This is a genomic window from Rhodococcus ruitaii, from assembly GCF_055230935.1.
The window spans coordinates 209,034-230,988 of sequence record NZ_JBUYWC010000003.1; the positions used below are offsets into that span (position 1 = coordinate 209,034).

A 21,955-nucleotide genomic window follows, 5' to 3' on the forward strand; every position below is an offset into this window, starting at 1 on the left:
CACCAGTGCACAGAGTAGCGCTTGTCTGACAAGTGGTGCGATCCGGCTCCGCCGTCGGTCTCCGGTGCCGGCGGTGACCGCGTCGGTCACGGCCGGCGGGTATAGCGCACCTGCGGACGCCCAGCCTTGCCGTACTCGGTGACCCGCGCGAGCGCCCCGTCGTCGGCGAGGCGTTCGAGGTAGCGCCACGCCGTCACCCGGGATACCCCGATCCCGGCCCCGACCTCGGCCGCAGTGCACGGGCCGTCGGCCTTGCGGAGATAGCCGACGATCCGATCGAGTGTCGCCGGGACGATCCCCTTGGGGCTCGAGGCCCGGCTGTCGGATGAGCGCAAAGCGCCCATTGCCCGATCGATCTCGTGCTGACCGGCAGCCTTGCTCCCGCTGTCGAGTGCCTCGCGGTAGGCCACGTAGTGGTCGAGCTTGTCGCGCAAGGCCGCGAAGGTGAACGGCTTGAGCAGGTACAGCACGATCCCGCGAGCAACAGCGGTGCGCACCACTTCGAGTTCGCGCGCCGAGGTCACAGCAATGATGTCGGGGCTCGGCCGGAACACGCTGAGCGAGGCCGCGACGTCGAGTCCGCTGGTGTCGGGAAGTCCGATATCGAGGAGTACGAGATCGATCGGCTCGCCTCCGTGGGCTGCGGCGGCCACGGCGCGCAGTGCATCCCGTCCGGTGTGCACCGTCGCCGTGACGGCAAATCCTCTTATGCGAGTGAGGTATTCGCGATGGGCTTGCGCGATCAGCGGATCGTCTTCGACGATCAGGACACGGATCATTCGCCAGCACCGTCGTCGGTACCGGTGCGATCGAGCGGGATTTCCACGACCACCATCGAGCCGAGAGACTGCTCGGTACGCAGGCTTCCTCGGTACTTGGCGACGAGTCCGTTGACCAACGCCAGACCGAGCCCGTGATGATCGGACTTCGTGGAATAGCCGCGGGTGGTTGCTCGGGCCAGGGTCTGTGCGGACATGCCCGGTCCGCTGTCGGCGACTTCGACGATCATGGTTGTTCCATCCTGCCGTATCCCCACCTCGACCCATGGTTCGTCCGACGTGCGCGCGGCGTCGATCGCATTGTCGACGAGGTTGCCCACGAGCGTCACCAGGTCGCGAGTGCTCATGGTCGAGGTGGATTCGAGTGCAGTGTCCTCGGTGATCGTCAGCTCGACACCTCGATCGGAGGCGTCCGAACTCTTTCCGAGAAGTAGCGCGACGAGCGCGGGCTCACGTACGGCGGTGGTGAGGCGGTCGATGAGCGCCTGCGACAGTGCAAGCTCGTCGGTCGCGAAGGCGACCGCTTCGGCGGTTCTGCCGAGTTCGACCATGGTGATGATCGTGTGCAGACGGTTGGCGGATTCGTGGGCCTGCGCGCGCAGTGAATCGGCGAAACCCTTCACCGCGTCGAGTTCGCCGAGCACGCTCTGCAGTTCCGTATGGTCCCGCAGCGTCACGACCGTGCCGAGCATTCGTCCGTCCCACCGCACTGGATCGCTGTTGACCAGGAGTACACGGCCCTCGGTCACGTGGACTTCGTCCCGCACGTCGTGGCGGGTCGCCAGATCGCGGAGGGTCGCGGGCAGCGCGTCGAACGGCACCGGACCCGTGTGCGGGAGATCGAGGAGTCGCCGTGCCTCGTCGTTGGCGACGTCGATCCGCGGTCGTGACGGCTCAATATCGAGTACGAGCAACCCCTCGCCGATGGAATGCAGCACCGCGTCGTGATGCTCGTAGAGAGTGCGGAGTTGTCGCGCGTCGAGCCCTAATGTCTGCCGGCGGAACCGCCGGGCGATGAGATATGCGCCGACGGCCGATACCGCGACACCTGCCGCGACTATTCCGAGGATCGTGGGTAGCCCCGCGACGAACTCCTCCCAGATATGGGTGCGGGTCACGCCGACGGACACGAAGCCGACGAGGTCGTTCGTCTCGTCGTACACGGGTGCGACAGCCCGGATCGACGGGCCGAGCGAACCGGTGTACACCTCGGTGAACGTCTCGCCCGCCCGGGCGACATCCGTGTGGCCGGTGTACGGCAGCCCGATCTGTTCGGGGGAGGGGTGGGTCAGCCGGATCTCGTTCATGCCCATCACGACCACGAAATCGACCCCGGTGGAGACGCGAACCTGTTCGGCCCGCACCTGCAGGGCGCCGTCCGGGGCGCCCGCGACGATGCCCTCGGCGACCTCGGGAAACTGCGCAAAGGTGTCGGCGATATCGCTCACCTCGCGACCGGTTGCGTTGTCGGCCTCGCGGCGTTCGTCGAGCACGAACAGGACCCCCGCCACGACGACCATCACCGTGAACACCACCAGCTGCAGGATCAGCAGTTGTCGCGCGACGCTCGAGGGACGGTTCCGGCCCGGTCCTGACCCCATGTCGACCTCCCGCCGCGCGCCGTTTCACCGATCGCTCACGCGCGCGTTTCCCCGTGAACACAATGCACGCAATCTTCTGTGGACAAGCCCTTCACTCCACGATGTTCACAGTGAGCGTGACTTCGGTCACCGTATCCGAGCCGGTAGAACCCCGATTCGAGCAGGTTCGTCGCCGACACCGCACCACAACGTGAAGGGCACATATGAGTATCACCACGCGCGGGGCGAAACGCCGCGACCGCACCCACTGGTTGTACATCGGAGTCATCGTCGCGGTGGTCGCGGGCGTGATTGTCGGATGGCAGGCGCCCGAGGCGGGCAAGTCGCTCGGTGTGCTCGGCACGATGTTCGTCGATCTCATCAAGATGATGATCAGCCCGGTAATCTTCTGCACCATCGTGCTGGGCATCGGATCGGTGCGTGCCGCGGCCAGCGTCGGCCGGATCGGTGGCCTCGCCCTGGTCTACTTCATCGGGATGTCCACGGTTGCCCTCGCGATCGGACTCGGGGTCGGCAATCTTCTCGACCCGGGCTCGGGTCTCACACTCGACCCGGCGACCGCAGACTCGGGCGCCGCACTCGCGGAGCAGGCGCACGCCGCCGGCGGCACCGCCGAGTTCATCTCGTCGATCATTCCCACGTCGCTATTGTCGGCGCTCACCGCGGGCAGCGTGCTGCAGACACTGTTCGTGGCGTTGCTCGTGGGCTTTGCACTCCAGGGCATCGGGAAGTCCGGCGAACCGATTCTGCGCGGCGTCGCGCATGTCCAGAAGCTCGTGTTCAAGATCTTGACGATGATCCTGTGGCTCGCACCGATCGGAGCGTTCGGCGCAATCGCCAACGTGGTCGGGCAGACGGGCCTGAACGCAGTCGTGCAGTTGGGTGCGTTGATGCTCGCCTTCTACCTCACGTGCCTGGTGTTCGTGTTCGGTGTGCTCGGCTCGCTGCTCAAGGCCGTCGCCGGGGTCTCGGTGTTCAGACTCGTCCGTTACCTTGCCCGTGAATACCTCCTGATCTTCGCGACGTCGTCGTCGGAGTCCGCGCTGCCGCGCCTGATCGCCAAGATGGAGCATCTCGGCGTCGAGCGCACCACCGTGGGTGTCGTCGTGCCCACCGGATACTCGTTCAATCTCGACGGAACCGCGATCTACCTGACGATGGCCGCGTTGTTCGTCGCCGACGCCATGGGGAGTCCGCTCACGTTGTCCGAGCAGGTGTCGCTACTGGTGTTCATGGTGATCGCGTCGAAGGGTGCGGCCGGGGTCACCGGTGCCGGCCTCGCGACGCTGGCAGGTGGCCTGCAGAGCCATCGTCCCGACCTGCTCGACGGTGTCGGGCTGATCGTCGGTGTCGACCGCTTCATGTCGGAAGCGCGCGCGGTCACCAATTTCTCCGGTAACGCCGTCGCGACGCTCCTGATCGGAACCTGGACCCGGTCGATCGACCGCGAGCGGGTGGACGAGGTGCTCTCGGGCCGGCAGCCGTTCGACGAGAGCGCACTGGGTGACGACCACGGGTTCCCCGAGCCGGAGAAGGAGCACACCCTCGAGAAGGTGGGTGCATAGCGTTCGACGTACGCGCCGCCTGCGGACAGAAACCTGGTGCCGATCACGGCCTTACTGTCCGCAGGCCGCGCGGCTGTGCCGGGCCCGTGGCGCAGCCGACACGATAGTTTGGTCGTATGACCACGCCACTGCAGAACATTGCCATCAACACCCTCTCCGGTGAACCCACCAGCCTCGGTGCGTACGACGGCCACGCGCTGCTCGTCGTCAACGTTGCTTCCAAGTGCGGCCTGACGCCGCAGTACACCGCGCTCGAGCAGCTCGCGAAGGATTACGCCGACCGCGGGCTGTTCGTCGTCGGTGTTCCGTGCAACCAATTCATGGGTCAGGAACCCGGTACCGCCGACGAGATCCAGGAGTTCTGCTCCACCACCTACGGGGTCACGTTTCCGCTGCTCGAGAAGATCGAGGTCAACGGCGAGAACCGGCATCCGCTCTACGTCGAACTGACGAAGCAGGCCGATGCGAGCGGCGAAGCAGGCGACATCCAGTGGAACTTCGAGAAGTTCCTGATCGCGCCCGACGGCACGATCGCGAACCGTTTCCGTCCTCGCACCGAGCCCGACGCACCCGAGGTGATCGACGCGCTCGAAGAGATCCTTCCGGCCTGATCCTGATCGACCCTGATCCTGATCGACACAGCACGAGAACAGAGCAGCAAAGACATGTTTCCCACCGATGCGCGCGACGCGCTGTACGACATCATCCGCATGCGCCGCGACGTGCGCGCCGAGTTCAGCGGGGACGTGATCGACGAAGAAGTGCTGTGGCGAGTCCTCGGGGCCGCGCACCACGCACCGAGCGTCGGCAACACTCAGCCCTGGGACTTCGTGGTCGTGCAGGATCGGCAGCGTCTCGCGCAGTTCGCCGAGCACGTGGCCGGATGCCGTCAGGCATTCGCCGACTCGTTGCCGGAGGACCGCAAGGGAACCTTCGATCCGATCAAGGTCGAGGGCATCGTCGAATCGGGCACGGGCATCGTCGTCACCTACGACCCGGACCGCGGCGGCAAGCACATCCTCGGTCGTCACACCATCGACGAATCCGGTCTGTTCTCCGCGGTGCTCGCGATCCAGAATCTCTGGCTCTCCGCGACCGCGGAGGGACTCGGTGTGGGCTGGGTCTCGTTCTACGAGGAACCGTTCCTCGCCGACTTCGTCGGTGTCTCCGATCCGGTCCGGCCCATCGCATGGTTGTGCGTCGGACCGGTCACCGCGCTGCAGGAGGTCCCCGATCTCGAGCGGTTCGGGTGGCGCGCCGGACGCCCGCTCACCGACGCCGTGCACCGCGACACGTTCGCGGGTGCGGCACTCGAAAAGGACCCTGCCGACGCCTGACGTCCGTACCGCAACGGCCGCCGACACAGGAATGTCGGCGGCCGTTGCGATTGTCGGGACCGGTCAGAGTTCGGTCGCGACCTTCCACGCCGTGTGGATGGCGCCTTCGATGTAGTCGACGCTGCCTGCATCGCCGACCACGCGCACGTCGAGGCCGGAGCCCGCGAGCTGGTCGGCCAGCGGTGCCGCCGCAGAGACACCGGACGCGACGATCACCATGCGTGCAGGCGCCGACATGGCTTTACCGTCGACGGTGAATTCCACGGTCTTCGGCGTGATGCGCTGCACGGTCGCGTTGCGGTGGATGTCGAGGCCGACCTCGCGCGCATGCTTGACGGCGGTCCACCGGCGCGGCATCGCCATCGGCACCCCGAGCTGCTGACCCTCCGCGAGCAGCGTGACGTGGCTGCCGCGTTCGGCCATGAATTCGGCGAGCTCGAGCCCGACCAGCGAGCCGCCGATCACCACGACGTCCTTGGCCATCGGAACGAACTTGAGGTATTTGCTGCTGAGTGTGCGGATCTTGCCGGGGCTGGTGGTGATGCGGGCCAGCTTGCCGAGCGTGCCCGCGACACGCAGGACGAGCGACTGATCCGACACGTCGCCGGTACCCGTCATCAGCGCACGCATGCTGTCGCCGGTGTGCACGTGGGGGAGGGTGCCGCCGGGGATCGCCGGTCGTTCACGTACCGCGCCGGTGGCCACGACCACGACGTCCGGGTTCAATGCGCGGATCGACTCCGCAGTTGCCTCGGTGTTCAGCCGGACGTCGATACCGAGCCTGGTGATCTCCTCGGTCAGCCACGTCAGCAGGCGCTCGTTGTCGGGGGTGGTGAGGGACGAGAACCACAGTGTGCCGCCGAGCCGGTCCGTCTTGTCGATCACGGTGACGCGGTGACCGCGCTCGGCCGCGACCCGGGCCGTCTCCAGGCCGCCCGGTCCGGCGCCGATGACCACGACGTTCTTGCTCGTCGCGCCCCGCACGAAGGGCACGAGGGCCTCGTCGCCCAGCGCGGGATTCACCGCGCAGATCGGTGTGTCGTCCCAGAAGTTCTCCTGGACGCACACGTAGCAGTTGATACACGGCCGGACCTGCTCGGTCCGTCCCGCCTTCAGTTTGCTCACCAGATCGGGGTCGGCCAGCAACTGGCGGCCCATCGCCACGAAATCGGTGCGGCCCTCGGCGATCATCGTCTCGCCGACATCGGGCAGCATTCGGCCGACGGTGATGACCGGGATCGACAGTGCGCGTTTGATGACCGAGGCGTTGTCGGTGTAGTAACCGACCTTGTCCGGAAGCGGGCCGTCGGTGAAGTTCGCGAATGCGTTCAGTGCGGTACCCGTGACATGGATTGCGTCTGCCCCGGCCTCCTCGAACATGCGCGCTGCGTCGGCCGATTCCGCAACGGTGAGGCCGCCCGTTTCGCCGTACTCCTGCCCGGCCATACGCACGATGACGGCGAGGCTGTCGCCGACCTCGGCCTTGACAGCGCGGATCACCTCGACCGTCAGTCGTGCCCGGTTCTCCAGCGACCCGCCGTATTCGTCGGTGCGCTGGTTCGCGTACCGGCTCAGGAAACCGCCGAGAACGTAGTTGTGGGCGGCATGGATCTCGACCGCGTCGCCACCGGCGGCTTTGACGCGGCCCGCAGCCTCGGCGAACATGCGGACCAGCCACGCGAGGTCGTCTTCGGTGGCCTCGTGATAGGTCGTCTTCTTGCCGCCCTGGATGGCGGCCATCTTCTTCAGCTCATCGGGGGTGCAGTCCGCCATGGCGCTCATGTCGCTCGGCGGCTTCGGGATGCTCGGAACCAGCTGCGGCCGGCCCTCGATGGTGTCGATGCGTGCCACCTTGCCGTGATGCGTCATCTGCACGCACAGCTTGCTGCCTGCCTCGTGGACTGCGTCGGCGAGGGCTCTGAGTCCCGGGATGAACCGGTCTTCGGACAGCCCGGGTTCTTTGGTGCTGGTGCAGCCGGCGGGGTAGGCGACAGCGCAGCAACCTGTGATGATCAGCCCGGTTCCACCCGCGGCGCGGGCGACGAAATGATCGATGTCGCCCTGCTCGATCTCACCGTCCTCGCACAGGTTCATGTCCATCGCGGGCATCACGACCCTGTTGTCCAGGGCGAGGGGGCCGATGGAGCCGGGCGAGAGCAGGCTGGGGAATGTCGGATGCCGGTTCGTCACGCCCGAAAAATAGACCCCTCCGGTCGCGACAGGGGCTTCGGTCCCGGCCTTCGAGACCGCGTCCGGTCAACTCCGCTGGAGTGACACCGGCACCGACGCGAACCCGCCCGCCGGATACGCGGCGTAGACCGGTGTCGCTCCCGGGACGGCGTCGACGGACACGGTGGCGGCGAGCAGTTCCTCGATCAGAACCCGCAACTCGAGCCGCGCGAGCGGGGCACCCGGGCAATTGTGGATGCCGCGGCCGTAGAGCAGGTTGTCGACCGGATCGCGATCGAGGCGGAACTCGTCGGGGTCGCCGAAGACATCCTCGTCGCGGTTCGCCGAGGCCCACAGCACCATGACGCGTTCGCCCGCGGGGATCGTTCGCCCGGCGATCGTCACCTCCCGCGTGGTGCGCCGACGGTTCGCGATCAGCGGTGCCTGCATGCGCAGGATCTCGTCGCACGCCGCACCGATGCGGTTCGGCTCCGCGCGGAGATGAGCTTGGATGTCCGGGTTCGCCGCCAGATACGAGACGAGGATGCCGACACACGACGCGATCGTGCTCAGTTCTCCGACCGTCCAGTTGCGGATCAACGACACCAGCTCGGCGTCGGACAATGCGCGGCCCTCGACGCGTTCGGCGAGTAGTTCGGTCGTGATGTCGGCGGGTGGGTGCGCGGCGCGGCGCTCGTCGAGTTGCTCACGGATGTAGCCGTCGAACTCGAGGGCGATCGCCGACATGGCCTCGCGGTCGAGTGCGCGCGTCGCCTCCCTGTTCTTGCGGGTCCACTCCCGCAGCGGCTCGTGGAGACGCTCCGGCCAGCCCATGAATCGGCACTGGATGTGGTTTGCGAACGGTTCGGCGAGCGCGGCGACGATCTCGGCCTCGCCGCCGCCGAGTGAGTCGACGAGATCCCGCGACACTTCCCGGCATGCCGGTTCGAATGCCGACATTCTCTCGGGCGTGAAGTACCGGTCGTTGATCGCGCGGAACGGGGTGTGTTCGGGCCGGTCCATGCCGTTGGGGACGGAAAGGTGCGACGACACGGCATTGCTGAACGTGTCGGGGTCGTCGAGGATCCCCACCGTGTCGGAGTGCCGGAACACCGTCCAGTTGCGATAGGCGCTGTGTGCGACGGGGCATCGACTGCGCATGTCGTCGTACGCCGCGACCTGGTTCTTCTGCACCGCTTCGGAACGCGGATCCCAGTCCACGCGAGGCTCGTCGGTCATTATCCCAGTGTGCCGCCAGGCCGGCAGGTGTTGTGCCGGTTTTCAGGCCCCCGATGACTTCTGTTCATTCGCGTGCGGCATCGTGGCACACATGAGCGGACAGCTGATCGTATCGGTGTCGGGGATCAGGGACGCCACACGCGACGACGTCGACGGATTCGCGCGCGAGATGGATGAACGCGGTGTGCCGCTGTCGCTGTTCGTGGCGCCGAGGCTCAAGGACCACTACCGGCTGATCAACGATCCGGATACCCAGGAGTGGCTGCTCGAACGTCGTGAGGGCGGCGATGCGATCGTGCTGCACGGCTACGACCAGGCCGCAACCAAGCGGCGTCGCGCCGAGTTCGCCACACTTCCCGAACACGAGGCCCGCCTGCGGCTGCTCGCGGCCGATCGTGTGCTCGAGGAGACCGGACTGCGCACCCGCCTGTTCGCGCCGCCGCGCTGGCTCGCGTCGCCCGGTGCGCTCGCCGCGCTTCCGCAGACGGGGTTCCGGCTCATGGCCGACGTCGCAGGTATCCGCGACCTCGAGCGCGACACGGTCGTCAAGTCCCGTGTGTACGGGATCGGCGACGGTGCGAAAACCGAACCGTGGTGGTGCCGGGCCATGGTGATCGGGGCCGGGCGCGTCGCACGGCGCGGCGAATTGCTGCGCGTCGCGATCTCCGGGGCGCATCTGGCGAAGCCGGGGCCGCGGCAGGCGATGCTCGACGCGGTCGACATCGCGCTGCATCACGGCGCCGAGCCCAGCGTTTACCGTTGGCAGCGCACTGTATTCGATCGAAGCGTGGCCTGAATCACCTTCTTCCGGCTCGACCCCCTCCCGTTCGGCGCTACCGCTCGGTAATGTTCACGGGCATGGAAGCAGACGTGATCGTGGTGGGGGCGGGTCTTGCAGGGTTGGTCGCTGCCGGGGAGTTGATCGACGCGGGCCGCAAGGTGCTGATCGTCGATCAAGAGAACTCGAACAATCTTGGCGGACAGGCATTCTGGTCATTCGGCGGATTGTTCTTCGTCGACAGTCCGGATCAGCGCCGCCTCGGCATCAAAGACTCGTACGAACTTGCCCTCCAGGATTGGATGGGCAGCGCCGGATTCGACCGTGACGACGAAGATCGCTGGCCGCGTCGCTGGGCACAGGCCTACGTCGAGTTCGCGGCGGGCGAGAAGTACGCCTGGCTCCGAGAGCGGGGCCTGAAGATCTTCCCGATGGTCAACTGGGCCGAACGCGGCGGCTACGACGCCGGCGGCCACGGCAATTCCGTGCCGCGTTTCCACATCACGTGGGGAACCGGTCCCGCGCTCGTCGAGGTGTTCGCGCGCAAGGTCCGTGACGGTGTCGATCGCGGGCTGGTGACGCTGAAGCACCGCCACCAGGTGGACGAACTGGTGGTGACGGGCGGCGCCGTCACCGGCGTGCGCGGCACCGTCCTCGAACCGAGCACTGCCGCGCGCGGAGTGAAGTCGTCGCGGACCGCCGTCGGCGACTTCGAGTTCTCTGCAGGTGCTGTGATCGTCACCTCCGGCGGGATCGGGGGCAACTACGACCTCGTGAAGAAGAACTGGCCGGAACGCCTGGGTGCGCCGCCGAAGCACATGCTCACCGGGGTGCCCGCGCACGTGGACGGCAGGATGCTCGAGATCACCGAGAAGGCCGGCGGCAACGTCGTCAACCGCGACCGCATGTGGCACTACACCGAGGGAATCACCAACTACGACCCGGTGTGGCCAAACCACGGCATCCGCATCCTGCCCGGGCCGTCGTCGTTGTGGCTCGACGCCACCGGCAAGCGACTCCCGGTGCCGCTGTTCCCCGGTTTCGACACTCTCGGCACGCTCGAGCACATCGTGGGCACCGGGCACGACCACACGTGGTTCGTGCTGGACCAGAAGATCATCGAAAAGGAGTTCGGGCTCTCCGGTTCGGAGCAGAATCCCGACCTGACCGGTCGCGACATCGGCCTGTTGCTGCAACGCATCAAATCGGGTGCGCCCGGGCCGGTGGAGGCGTTCAAACAGCGTGGCGCCGACTTCGTGGTGCGCGACAACCTCGCAGATCTCGTCGCCGGAATGAACGAACTCACCCCCGACGCGCCGCTGGACTACGCGGCGGTGCGGTCGGTGGTGGAAGCCCGCGACCGGGAGATCGCCAACAAGTACACGAAGGACCTGCAGGTGGCCGCGCTGCGCGCAGCCCGTGCCTACAAGCCGGATCGCGTCGCGCGGATCGCGTCGCCGCACCGCATCCTCGATCCGAAGGCCGGGCCGCTCATCGCCGTCAAACTGCACCTGCTCACCCGCAAGACACTCGGTGGGCTCGAGACCGACCTGTCGTCGCGGGTGCTCGAGGCAGACGGATCGGTGTTCGACGGGTTGTTCGCCGCGGGCGAGGTCGCGGGCTTCGGTGGCGGCGGCGTCCACGGCTACCGGGCGCTCGAGGGCACGTTCCTCGGCGGCTGCATCTTCTCGGGCCGGGCCGCAGGTCGCGCTGCCCGGTAGTCCATCAGAGCTCGGCGCCGTCCTCGTGCTTCAGCACCCGGAACTCGGTGCCCGCGGGCGCCATCTCGGAATACCGGCCGTAGAAGATCCCGTTGGCCTGGTCGGTGATGATGCCCTGGTGGATCGGCACCGCGACCCGCGGGTTCACCGCGCGCAGGTAGTCGACCGCCTCCCAGATCTTCAGCCAGGGAGCGGCCGACGGCAGCGCGAGCACGTCGATGTTCTCGTGCGGGATGTAGAGCGAATCACCCGGATGGAGCAGGCGTGCCGGGTTCGCGTCGTCGCCGACCAGGTAGGCGGTGTTGTCGATCACGGGCAGCTCGGGATGGATCACCGCGTGGCGTCCACCGGTGCCGCGGACGGTGAGATTGCCGACGGAGAACGTGTCGCCCGGACGCACTGCCGACCAGTTGCCGTCGAGCATCGCCGCCGACTGCGGGTCGGAGAACAGCGCGGCATCGGGATTTGCTTCGAGCAGTGCGGGGAGCCGTGCCGGATCGGCGTGATCGGGGTGCTGGTGGGTGACGAGGACGGCGTCGAGGCCGGTGATGCCCTCGAATCCGTGCGAGAACGTGCCCGGGTCGAACAGGATCGTGGTGCCGTCGTGTTCGAGCAGGATGCAGGAGTGGCCGAAGTGGGTGAGTCGCATGGGACCGAGTATGCCGCCACACGAATGAACGAATGGATCATTCCGTCGGGTGACGGAGACGAGTGTGCCATTCGCTCGGTTGGGGGGAGCTTGGTTGGGGGGGAGGGTGGGGCGTGGTGCCGAGCGGACACGCGTCAGCCGGTAAACTGCACCGTGTCCGGTGTCCGTCCCCGGGTGCCAGCACTACTACCGAGGAGCAGCACGTGGCGCGTGTCGTCGTCGAAGTCATGCCCAAGACCGAGATTCTCGACCCCCAGGGCCAGGCCATTGTCGGGGCGCTGTCGCGGCTGGGCTTCGCGGGCGTGTCCGACGTCCGTCAGGGAAAGCGGTTCGAGCTGGAGATCGACGGTAGCGTCGACGACGCCGAGCTCGAGAAGATCGCCGAGGGTCTTCTCGCGAATACCGTGATCGAGGACTGGACGGTCCGTCGAATCGACGGTGAGGCATGAGCGCCCGCATCGGAGTCATCACGTTCCCGGGAACGCTCGACGACGTCGATGCATCCCGCGCCGTGAAGCTTGCCGGCGGCGAGGCCGTGAGCCTGTGGCACGGCGACGCCGACCTGAAGAATGTCGACGCGGTGATCGTGCCCGGCGGATTCTCCTATGGTGACTACCTGCGTTGCGGCGCGATCGCCCGTTTCGCTCCGGTGATGGGCAAGGTCGTCGAGGCAGCGCGGGGCGGCATGCCCGTCCTCGGTATCTGCAACGGCTTCCAGGTGCTGTGCGAGGCCGGGCTCCTGCCGGGTGCACTGACCCGTAACGCCGGTCTGCACTTCGTCTGCCGCGACGAGTGGCTGAAGGTCGAGGCCACCGACACCGCGTGGACGTCGCGGTACGAGTCGGGCGCCGAAATCCTCGTGCCGCTCAAGTCCGGCGAGGGCCGCTACCAGGCTTCCGATCAGGTGCTCGACGAACTCGAGGGTGAGGGCCGCGTCGTGTTCCGGTATGCGGGCGACAACCCGAACGGTTCGCAGCGCGGCATCGCGGGTATCTCGTCGGCGAACGGCCGTGTCGTCGGTCTCATGCCGCACCCGGAGCACGCCACCGAGGCGCTCACCGGCCCCAGCGACGACGGGCTCGGAATGTTCTACAGCGTTCTCGATGCGGTAGTGAACGCCTGATCCTCTGATTCGACAAGACCTCGCTGCCCGCTGGGCGGCGAGGTCTTGTGCTCGGAACGGAACGAGGGACCCCGTCGCCGTCCCGATCGGCTTCGAGGTCCCTCGTTCGTCTACACCCGGAATTCAACCCCCCGATCGGATCCCGAGCTGGAGCCACCTCCGTCCCCTCCGATGGCGCCGGGGTCAAGTATGCCGGACGCGATCGGCAGTGTCGTGAGTAGGAATACGCAAACTTTGGGGATCCACAGTCGGGCAGCCCCGACGTATGCTGTAGCGCACTGTTTCCGATAGCGCACCGTTCCCGAGCCCACTCCCGAAGGAGCGGCACATGGCACCTTCCGACACGGCGCCGTCCGATCCCATCACTGCGAATCCCGGTGCTTCGGGTGAAGCGCCTGTGCCCGAAGGCTCTTCGGTAGAGCGCATGTTGCGCATCTTCGACGTGTCGCAGACGGGGGAGAACAGCTTCACCGGGGAGAGTGATGGCGGAGGTCGCCGCGTAGTGGACGGTACCCAACTGCTCGCCCAGTCGATCGTTGCGGTAGCGAAACGGTTTCCCGACAAGGAGGTTCGATCCGCGCGAGCGATCTTCTCGCGCGCGGTCGATGCCGACGAGCCGGTCGATTTCGAGATCGATGTCGTTCACGCGGGACGCACCGTGGTCAGCGCAAATGTCGCCGTCTGCCAGAGCGGCCGACGCCACGCAATGGTGTCGATCCTCGCGGATCGTCCTACTCCGGACGTGATCCGCCACCACGCGCCCCGGCCCGATGTGGTTCCACCCGAGGACGCTCACCGGAACGAAATGCCCATGATCGGGCGGGAGCTGCGGGTCGTCGACGTTGCCGACGTCCGTAGCCCGGAAGTGGTCGGGCCGCCGGAACTGTACGCCTGGCTGCACTACGACCAGATCCCGACGCGCACCGATCTCGCCAAGGCGCTCGTTGCGCACTTCACCGGCCACCTGTCGGTTTCCGCGACCATGCGGGCACACGACGGAGTCGGAACGAGCCAGGCGCACCGGACGATCTCGACCGGGATCATGACGGTGTCGGTGGCATTCCACGAACCCGTCCGGTGGACCGGATGGCTGCTCTACTCGCACGAGAGCACGCAGGTGGGTGGCGGAATGTCCTACGTGCGTGGGCAGGTGCACACCGAAAGCGGAGACCTGCTCGCATCGTTCACCCAGGAAGCGATGATCCGGCCGCTGCAGGCCGACCATTCCGCGATACCCGCGAGCGCGCGGTTGTGACGGCGGACAGGAGAAAGCCTATGAGTGTGCACGATGCCGGGAGACGTGCCGAGGGCAGCGCCGGCTTCGCGGCCAGGCCGGACTACCGCGTCGATATCCACTCGCGCCGTAATGTGGTGCGGGCGACGCTGGACGGGGTGCTGCTCGCCGAGACCACGGCATCCCTGCTGGTCGACGAGCAGGACCACGGCCTGGTGTTCTACTTCCCACGCGCAGATGTCGTCGTGGAACTGACACCGGCCGGGGACGCCGGGTCGCGGTGCCCGTTCAAGGGTGACGCCACGTATTGGCGTTTCGACGGGGACGGCCACCAGTCGCTGTGCTGGAGCTACGAGGAACCCTGGGAGCAGGTGGCCCGGATCCGCGGTTATGTGGCGTTCTACCAGGATGCCGTCACCGTGAGTGTGGGGCAGGCCCAGCCCGCGGTGTCGGGGCGCTGACCTCAGCGGCGAGTGCGAAGATGCTTGCATGCCTTCGATCACGAATGCCGATGCCCAGGGTCTGTGTAATTTCGTCGACCTGTCGCCCTCACCCTTCCACGTGTGCGCGACCGTCGCGGCAACGCTGACCGACAGCGGGTTCACCGAACTCGACGAGACCACCGGCTGGCCTGCCGACCCGGGCAGGTACTACGTGATCCGGGGCGGCTCGCTCATCGCGTGGAGCACCGAAGGCGACGACCCGAGCCCGGCCCGGCCGTTCCGCATCGTCGGCGGGCACACCGACAGCCCGAATCTGCGCATCAAGCAGCATCCCGATCTCGCGTCGGCCGGGTGGCAGCTCGTCGGCCTCGAACCGTACGGCGGGGCGTGGCTCAATTCGTGGCTCGACCGCGACCTCGGGGTGTCCGGGCGGTTCACCGTCCGGGCCGGGCACAGCACGGAGGACGTGCTCGTCCGCATCGACAAGCCCGTGCTGCGTGTGCCGCAGCTCGCGATCCACCTGTCGGAGGACAGGAAGGGCGTGCACCTCGATCCGCAGCGCCACCTCAACGGTGTGTGGGGGATCGGCCGCGACCCACGGTCGTTCATCGACTATCTCGCGGAGCAGACCGGGATCGACCCTTCCGCGGTCCTCGGCTGGGAACTCATGACGCATGATCTGGCACCGAGCTCGCTCGTCGGTGCCGGGGGAGATCTGGTCAGCGCACCCCGACTGGACAATCAGGCCACGTGTTACGCGGGGCAGCGGGCGTTGCTCGCCGCCACCGGGCACGTCGCCGAGCATGCGGGACCGATGCCTGTGCTGGCCCTGTTCGATCACGAGGAGGTCGGCAGCATGTCCGACCGCGGGGCATTCTCCGATCTGCTGAACACCGTCCTGGAACGCATCGTGCTGGTGCGCGGCGGTGGGCGCGACGAGTTCCTGCGTGCCCTGGCAGGGTCGATCGTCGCGTCCGGCGACATGGCACATGCGACGCATCCGAACTATCCCGACCGGCACGAACCCGCCCACCGGATCGTGGTGGGTGGCGGACCGGTGCTCAAGGTCAACCAGAATCTGCGGTACGCGACCGACGCGGAGGGCGCCGGCGCATTCGCTCTCGCGTGTGAGCAGGCCGGTGTCCCCCTGCAGCGGTACGTCCACCGGGCGGATCTGCCGTGCGGTTCGACGATCGGCCCGATCACCGCGTCCCGGACGGGCCTGACCACCGTCGACGTCGGTGCGCCGCAGCTCGCCATGCACTCGGCGCGGGAGTTGATGGGTGCCGCCGACGTGACGACGTATGCGGATTCGCTTGCCGCTTTTCTCACACCGCGCTTGTCGCATTCCTGAGACCGGCGCGCCTACCGATGCGAGACTGAGGTCGTCCAGTCCAGTCCAGTTCGCGATCGGGGGTCGGCCGTGAGTGTCCCGTCCTTCCCCGATCACCTGCTGAACCTCGGCGAATGGGTGGAACTGCCCGAGTACGACCGCTTCCACATCGAGGTGTGCGAGGGGGTTCTCGTCGCGTCACCGCGACCCGGATCGCTGCACGACCACGCGGCCCTCGCGCTGGCGTTGCAACTCGACGAGCAGCTCCCCGACCACCTGTGCGTGCTCGGTGGGGTGGAGGTACTGGTGACCCAGGAGCCGCTCACCGTGCGCATTCCCGACGTCATCGTGGTCGACCGGGCACTCGTCGACGCGGATCCCGATCGAGCTTCGTCGGACGAGGTGCGGCTGATCCTCGAAGTCACCGTCGACGGCACCGCCCGCACCGACCGCGTCACGAAGTTCTCGGAGTATGCGGAGGCCGGGATTCCGCAGTATTGGATCGTCGATCTCATTGGTCCGCCGGTGATCGCGGTGTTCACCCTCGACTCAGGTTGGTATCGGTACGACGCCGAACACAGCGGTGCGCCGAAGCTGATGGCAGTGGGGAACGAGGTCACCGTGGACCTGGGTGGACTGGTCGATCCCGGCGCTACCGCACCCGCCGCACCCCGGGCAAGTACGCCCGCCGAGCAGGGCGGCACCCAGGTTGCCGACACTGCCGCGGCACCGGAAGAGCCGGGGAGGCCGACCCACCGATAGACTGGCTCCCGGCAGTACCCGCCCGGCCTGCTGATTTCGATCCTGCTGTTTCTCGATCCCAGAGTGAAGGGACCCGACGCCCAGTGTCATCGCACGTGGATACCGTCACCCACGCCGCCGAAACCCCCGATGTCGCTCAGCCCTATCGGGAGCTGGGGCTGAAGGACGACGAGTACACCCGCATCACGGAGATCCTGGGGCGGCGCCCCACGGACGCCGAATTGGCGATGTACTCGGTGATGTGGTCCGAGCACTGCTCGTACAAGTCGTCGAAGGTGCACCTGAAGTACTTCGGTGAGACCACCACCGACGAGATGCGCTCGTCGATGCTCGCCGGTATCGGCGAGAACGCCGGCGTCGTCGACATCGGCGACGGCTGGGCCGTCACCTTCAAGGTCGAATCCCACAACCACCCTTCCTACGTCGAGCCCTACCAGGGTGCGGCGACGGGTGTCGGCGGCATCGTCCGCGACATCATGGCGATGGGTGCCCGCCCGATCGCGGTGATGGACCAGCTGCGCTTCGGCGCTGCCGACCACCCCGATACCCGGCGGGTCGTCGACGGTGTCGTGCGCGGAGTCGGTGGCTACGGAAACTCTCTCGGTCTGCCCAACGTGGGCGGCGAGACCGTGTTCGACGCTTCTTACCAGGGCAACCCACTCGTCAACGCCCTCTGCGCGGGCGCGATGCGAACCTCGGATCTACACCTGGCGTTCGCATCCGGCACCGGCAACCGCATCATCCTGTTCGGTGCCCGCACCGGACTCGACGGCATCGGCGGTGTGTCCGTCCTCGCATCCGAAACCTTCGACGATTCGGCCGGTGGCCGGCCGAAGAAGCTGCCGAGCGTGCAGGTCGGCGACCCGTTCACCGAGAAGGTGCTCATCGAGTGCTGCCTCGACCTGTACCGCGACAAGCTCGTCGTCGGCATCCAGGATCTCGGCGGCGCCGGGCTGTCCTGCGCGACATCCGAGCTTGCCGCGGCCGGTGACGGCGGCATGCGCATCAACCTCGAGCGTGTCCCGACGCGGGCGACGGGCATGACACCTGCCGAGGTGCTCTCCTCGGAGTCGCAGGAGCGCATGTGCGCGGTCGTCGCACCCGAGAACGTCGACGCGTTCATGGCCGTGTGTCGCAGGTGGGATGTGCTCGCCACCGACATCGGTGAGGTCACCGACGGTGAGCGGCTCGTCATCACATGGCACGGCGAGACCGTCGTCGACGTGCCGCCGCGCACGGTCGCGCACGAGGGTCCGGTCTACGAGCGTCCCGTGCAGCGCCCCGATACGCAGGATGCTCTCGTCGCCGACACCACCGCGAACCTGAAGCGCCCGGAGACGGACGAGGAGCTGAAGGCCACGCTGCTGAAGCTGCTCGCGTCGCCGGCACTGTGCAGCCGCAAGTGGATCACCGAGCAGTACGACCGGTACGTGCGCGGCAACACAGTCCTCGCCGAGCATGCCGACGCCGGTGTGGTCCGCATCGACGAGGAGACCGGTCGGGGTATCGCATTGGCTACCGACGCGTCTGGCCGCTACACCCAGCTCGATCCGTACGCGGGTGCGCAGCTCGCGCTCGCGGAGGCCTACCGCAACGTCGCGACTACCGGCGCGACCCCGAAGGCCGTGTCCAACTGCCTGAACTTCGGTTCGCCCGAGGACCCGGCGGTGATGTGGCAGTTCCAGCAGGCCGTGCGCGGCCTGGCGGATGGTTGCGCTCAGCTCGGGATCCCGGTCACGGGCGGCAATGTCAGCTTCTACAACCAGACCGGCTCCACACCGATCCTGCCGACGCCGGTGGTCGCGGTTCTCGGGGTGATCGACGATGTGCACCGTCGCATCCCCACCGGTCTGGGTCTCGAGCCCGGGGAGACACTGATCCTGCTGGGTGACACCCGCGACGAGTTCGACGGATCCGTCTGGGCGCAGGTCGAGCACGATCACCTCGGTGGTGTGCCGCCGAAGGTCGACCTCGAGCGCGAGCGTCTGCTGTCGGAGATCCTCCTCGCAGGATCCCGCGACGGACTGATCTCCGCCGCCCACGACCTGTCCGAGGGTGGGCTCGTGCAAGCTGTCGTCGAAGCCGCGCTCGCAGGGGAGACTGGATGCCGGGTCCTGTTACCCGAGGACGCGGATCCGTTCGTGACCCTGTTCTCCGAGTCTGCCGGCCGGGTGTTGGTTGCTGTCCCGCGCACCGAGGAGTCCCGGTTCACGGGTATGTGCACGGCGCGGGGCCTGCCGTGGGTCCGGATCGGTGTCGTCGACGAGGGAGCGGATTCGATCGAGATCCAGGGCCATTTCTCGGTGCCCATGAACGAACTCCGCGAGGTCTACGAAAGGACCTTGCCGGCCCTGTTCGGGTAGCCGATGGCAGCTGCCCAGGTCGATCGGCTGGCGGCGATCGAAGCCCGGCAGGGGCAGATCATCGCTGCGGCCACCGATTTCGGTGAACGCTACCCCTTCACCGCACGGGTGTGGGGGTGGTTCAGTCTCGATACGACCGGGCTGGCCTTCGCAGCTCTGTTCTTCTGCTGGTCGCTCACGCCGTCGCTGCTTCCGCGCGATTGGCTCTTCCAAGGCATCATCGGCGGGATCAACGCTACGATCGGCTACGGCGTGGGCTGCGTGGTCGGCTGGCTCATCACCCGGCTCGTGCTCAGGGGGCGATCGTGGTGGCCGCTTCCGTTGCCCGTCGAACGGGCAATCAAGGTCGCGGTTCCGGTCGCCGGCATCCTCGCGTCGCTGGTGGCGCTCGTGCTCGCCGCCGGTCAGCAACGACAGCTCGCCGCACTCATGGACGCCGAGGGCACCACGACCAGCGGCTATCTGCGTACATGTCTGCTCAGCTTCGTTGTTGCCGCCGTCCTGATCTCGCTCTGGCGCGGGCTCCGCGATGTCGGTGGCTGGATCGCCGGGCAACTCATCCGTCGCACAAGTATGCCGGTGGGGCTCGCCCGCACACTCGCGGTCATGGTCGTCGTCCTCGCGACCTTCATGGTCATCGACGGCGTACTCCTGCGGGTGGCCTACGCGATCACGAACTCTGCGTTCAGCATTCAGGACGACGGCACCCGGCCCGGTGTGGTTCAGCCGCTGGACCCCATGAAATCGGGAAGCCCCGAATCTTTTGCACCATGGGAGACGCTCGGGTTCGAGGGCCGGAACTTCGTGTCGCGGGGACTGGACGCCGACGAACTCAGCGCGATCAACGGTGCGCCCGCGCAGGAACCGATTCGCGCGTATGTCGGACTCGACACCGCCGACACACCCGAACAACGTGCGGCTCTCATCGTCGACGAACTCGAGCGAACGGGCGCGTTCGATCGTTCTGTGCTGGTGCTCATCCCCACGACGGGGACCGGCTGGGTCAACCCTACGGCGGCGCAGGCGATGGAACTCGTGCACAACGGCGATGTCGCGATGGTCGCGTGGCAGTACTCGTTCCTCCCGAGCTGGATCTCGTTCCTCGCCGACAAGGAAACGGCGGCTGCCGCAGGTCAGCTGCTGATCGACACGGTGCATCAGCGTTGGCTGGAGCTCCCCGAGGACGAGCGGCCCGAGCTGTTCATCTACGGTGAAAGCCTCGGAACCCAATCGGGTGAGGGCGCTTTCGACAGCCTCGCCGAGATCCGGGAAACCGTCGACGGCGTGTTGTGGGTCGGCCCACCGAATTCGAATCGGTTGTGGAGCCAGCTCGTCGAGCGCCGCGATCCGGGCAGCACCGAGGTCGATCCGGTGTATGCCGACGGTCTCATAGTGCGGTTCGCGGACAGCCGCGAGAGCATCGGCGTTCCCGAAACCCTGTGGTTGTCACCACGCGTGCTGTACATCCAACACGCGTCGGACCCTGTCGTGTGGTGGTCGACAGACCTGCTGTTCACGCGCCCCGACTGGTTGTCGGAACCTCCCGGACCAGACCGCCTTCCGCAGATGCGCTGGTTCCCGTTCGTCACGTTCTGGCAGGTCTCGGCCGACCTGACGAACGCGGCGGGAGTGCCGGACGGACACGGGCACAACTATGGCACCACCGTGCTCGACGGGTGGGTCGCGGTGACCCAGCCCGAGGGGTGGACGGATACCGACACCGAGAGGGTGCGGATTGCGCTGGACGCGTTGAGGGCGACGCAGGGGCCGGAAAAGTGAGTGTCGGGATATGGCGCGGCCCATTCGCTGCGGTGGCTGCAGTTGCGCTCGGCGCCGCGCTGCCAGCAGCGCCCGTGGGGCCGCGTGGTCGCGCCCTGCTCGCCGTGGGGGCCGGAGTCGGTGCGGTGGCGCTGACCCGCGCGTCGGGCCTCGACCGGCACGCACTGGGCCTCGATCCGTCGCGGCTACGGGCAGGGCTCCGGTGGGGGGCTGCCGCAGCGGCCGCGATCGGCGTCGGTTATGCCGTCGCGTTGACGGTTCCGATGCTGCGCACCCACTTCGTCGACGAGCGCGGGCGCCGCGAGGACTTCTACGAGTGGATCGGACTGCACATTCCGGTCGGGACCGTTCTCGCCGAGGAACTGCTCTTCCGCGGTGCGTTGACGGCCCTCGTCGGCCCTCTCCCGCAGGCGGTGGCCTTCGGGCTGTGGCATGTGCGTCCCGCGATTGCGGCCGGCGACGGCGTTGCGACCACAGTGGCCGTCACAAGCTTGTCGGGGCTGGCTTTCGCCTGGTTGCGCAGGGGAAGCGGCAGCGTGCTCGCGCCTGCGCTGGCTCATCTCGCGATCAATGTCGGGGGGGCGATCGCGGTGCGGATTGTCGCGGGGGCGAGCGAAGCGACGGGGGATGCTACGACCGGGACCGCGTCCGGTCGAGTGTAGGAAGCGAATTACGCTCGGTGACCATGGCACCGCGCAAGACCGTCGATCCCGCTGAGCTCCGTGCGGCCCTGCTCCGCGTGGGGGAGTGGGTGTCGGGCAGCAGCGACGAGAAGCCCACGAGGGCCGACCTCGCGACGGCAGTGCGGCTCAGTGCCCGGACTCTCGAGCAGATCGCGCCCGGTTCGAGTGTCGAGGTACGAGTACCGCCGTTCGTGGCGGTGCAGTGCATCGAAGGCCCCCGGCATACGCGTGGCACGCCCCCCAACATCGTGGAGACGGACCCTCGCACGTGGCTGCGCCTCGTCGTGGGGTTGGAGGTGTTCGACGATGCGGTGAACACCGGCGACGTGGACGCGTCGGGTACTCGGACGGGCGAAATCGGGCACTGGCTTCCGCTGCTTCACCTCTGATCCGAAAG

The 21,955-nt window shown here is 67.2% G+C and carries 20 protein-coding genes; 15 read left to right on the forward strand and 5 right to left on the reverse strand.

The features are described 5' to 3' along the window. Positions 1–86 precede the first annotated feature (86 nt). Positions 87–779 carry a response regulator gene (locus ACZI8W_RS04145; RefSeq protein ID WP_463367225.1) on the reverse strand — a complete coding sequence of 231 codons (693 nt, stop codon included), beginning with the start codon at positions 777–779 and terminating at the stop codon, positions 87–89. After that, positions 776–2,380, reverse strand: coding sequence for a sensor histidine kinase (locus ACZI8W_RS04150; protein ID WP_463367226.1), 1,605 nt, complete (start codon positions 2,378–2,380; stop codon positions 776–778). Before ACZI8W_RS04150 ends, ACZI8W_RS04145 begins: the two co-directional genes overlap by 4 nt. A gap of 203 nt (positions 2,381–2,583) precedes the next feature. Between ACZI8W_RS04150 and ACZI8W_RS04155 the strand changes: the two genes are divergently transcribed. The 3 genes from ACZI8W_RS04155 (at position 2,584) to bluB (ending at position 5,282) form a co-directional block, all read left to right on the forward strand. Continuing rightward, positions 2,584–3,945, forward strand: coding sequence for a cation:dicarboxylate symporter family transporter (locus tag ACZI8W_RS04155; protein ID WP_463367227.1), 1,362 nt, complete (start codon positions 2,584–2,586; stop codon positions 3,943–3,945). A 116-nt stretch (positions 3,946–4,061) separates the two neighbouring features. Continuing rightward, positions 4,062–4,556, forward strand: coding sequence for a glutathione peroxidase (locus ACZI8W_RS04160; protein ID WP_463367228.1), 495 nt, complete (start codon positions 4,062–4,064; stop codon positions 4,554–4,556). Positions 4,557–4,610: 54 nt separating this feature from the next. Then, positions 4,611–5,282 carry a 5,6-dimethylbenzimidazole synthase gene (gene bluB, locus ACZI8W_RS04165; protein WP_463367229.1) on the forward strand — a complete coding sequence of 224 codons (672 nt, stop codon included), beginning with the start codon at positions 4,611–4,613 and terminating at the stop codon, positions 5,280–5,282. Positions 5,283–5,345: 63 nt separating this feature from the next. Here the strand turns inward: bluB and ACZI8W_RS04170 are convergent, their stop codons facing one another. Continuing rightward, positions 5,346–7,472 (reverse strand): oxidoreductase, encoded by a 2,127-nt coding sequence (locus ACZI8W_RS04170; protein WP_463367230.1) that lies wholly within the window; start codon positions 7,470–7,472, stop codon positions 5,346–5,348. A 66-nt stretch (positions 7,473–7,538) separates the two neighbouring features. After that, positions 7,539–8,690, reverse strand: a complete 1,152-nt coding sequence (locus tag ACZI8W_RS04175) for a cytochrome P450 (protein WP_463367231.1) — start codon at positions 8,688–8,690, stop codon at positions 7,539–7,541. 91 nt (positions 8,691–8,781) lie between these two features. Between ACZI8W_RS04175 and ACZI8W_RS04180 the strand changes: the two genes are divergently transcribed. Then, entirely contained in the window at positions 8,782–9,486 is a 705-nt protein-coding gene (locus ACZI8W_RS04180) for a DUF2334 domain-containing protein (RefSeq protein WP_463367232.1), read from the forward strand. A 62-nt stretch (positions 9,487–9,548) separates the two neighbouring features. Further along, a complete protein-coding gene (locus ACZI8W_RS04185) occupies positions 9,549–11,189 on the forward strand; it encodes an FAD-binding dehydrogenase (RefSeq protein ID WP_463367233.1) in 1,641 nt (546 codons plus the stop codon). 4 nt (positions 11,190–11,193) lie between these two features. On the opposite strand, the gene ACZI8W_RS04190 is transcribed toward ACZI8W_RS04185, so the two are convergent. Next, on the reverse strand, positions 11,194–11,838 hold the full coding sequence (locus ACZI8W_RS04190) for an MBL fold metallo-hydrolase (protein WP_463367234.1): 645 nt from the start codon (positions 11,836–11,838) through the stop codon (positions 11,194–11,196). Between the two features lie 203 nt (positions 11,839–12,041). Between ACZI8W_RS04190 and purS the strand changes: the two genes are divergently transcribed. The 10 genes from purS to ACZI8W_RS04240 all read left to right on the forward strand — a co-directional run bounded on the left by purS (position 12,042) and on the right by ACZI8W_RS04240 (position 21,947). Continuing rightward, positions 12,042–12,287, forward strand: a complete 246-nt coding sequence (purS, locus tag ACZI8W_RS04195) for a phosphoribosylformylglycinamidine synthase subunit PurS (RefSeq protein ID WP_463367235.1) — start codon at positions 12,042–12,044, stop codon at positions 12,285–12,287. Then, positions 12,284–12,961 carry a phosphoribosylformylglycinamidine synthase subunit PurQ gene (gene purQ, locus ACZI8W_RS04200; RefSeq protein WP_463367236.1) on the forward strand — a complete coding sequence of 226 codons (678 nt, stop codon included), beginning with the start codon at positions 12,284–12,286 and terminating at the stop codon, positions 12,959–12,961. The genes purS and purQ overlap by 4 nt, the downstream gene beginning before the upstream one ends. 424 nt (positions 12,962–13,385) lie before the next feature. Next, positions 13,386–14,216 (forward strand): acyl-CoA thioesterase, encoded by an 831-nt coding sequence (locus ACZI8W_RS04205; RefSeq protein WP_463367532.1) that lies wholly within the window; start codon positions 13,386–13,388, stop codon positions 14,214–14,216. Positions 14,217–14,236: 20 nt separating this feature from the next. Next, on the forward strand, positions 14,237–14,656 hold the full coding sequence (locus ACZI8W_RS04210; protein ID WP_463367237.1) for a DUF427 domain-containing protein: 420 nt from the start codon (positions 14,237–14,239) through the stop codon (positions 14,654–14,656). 28 nt (positions 14,657–14,684) lie between these two features. After that, positions 14,685–15,992: a M18 family aminopeptidase gene (locus tag ACZI8W_RS04215; RefSeq protein ID WP_463367238.1), complete on the forward strand. Its 1,308-nt coding sequence runs from the start codon at positions 14,685–14,687 to the stop codon at positions 15,990–15,992. 69 nt (positions 15,993–16,061) lie between these two features. Then, positions 16,062–16,733, forward strand: coding sequence for a Uma2 family endonuclease (locus tag ACZI8W_RS04220; protein WP_463367239.1), 672 nt, complete (start codon positions 16,062–16,064; stop codon positions 16,731–16,733). Between the two features lie 83 nt (positions 16,734–16,816). After that, positions 16,817–19,096, forward strand: a complete 2,280-nt coding sequence (gene purL, locus ACZI8W_RS04225; RefSeq protein WP_463367240.1) for a phosphoribosylformylglycinamidine synthase subunit PurL — start codon at positions 16,817–16,819, stop codon at positions 19,094–19,096. A gap of 3 nt (positions 19,097–19,099) precedes the next feature. After that, complete coding sequence (locus ACZI8W_RS04230) at positions 19,100–20,875, forward strand: alpha/beta hydrolase (protein WP_463367241.1); 1,776 nt, start codon at positions 19,100–19,102, stop codon at positions 20,873–20,875. Further along, positions 20,872–21,537: a CPBP family intramembrane glutamic endopeptidase gene (locus ACZI8W_RS04235; RefSeq protein ID WP_463367242.1), complete on the forward strand. Its 666-nt coding sequence runs from the start codon at positions 20,872–20,874 to the stop codon at positions 21,535–21,537. The genes ACZI8W_RS04230 and ACZI8W_RS04235 overlap by 4 nt, the downstream gene beginning before the upstream one ends. Positions 21,538–21,560: 23 nt before the next feature. Beyond that, complete coding sequence (locus ACZI8W_RS04240) at positions 21,561–21,947, forward strand: sterol carrier family protein (RefSeq protein WP_463367243.1); 387 nt, start codon at positions 21,561–21,563, stop codon at positions 21,945–21,947. Positions 21,948–21,955 lie beyond the last annotated feature (8 nt).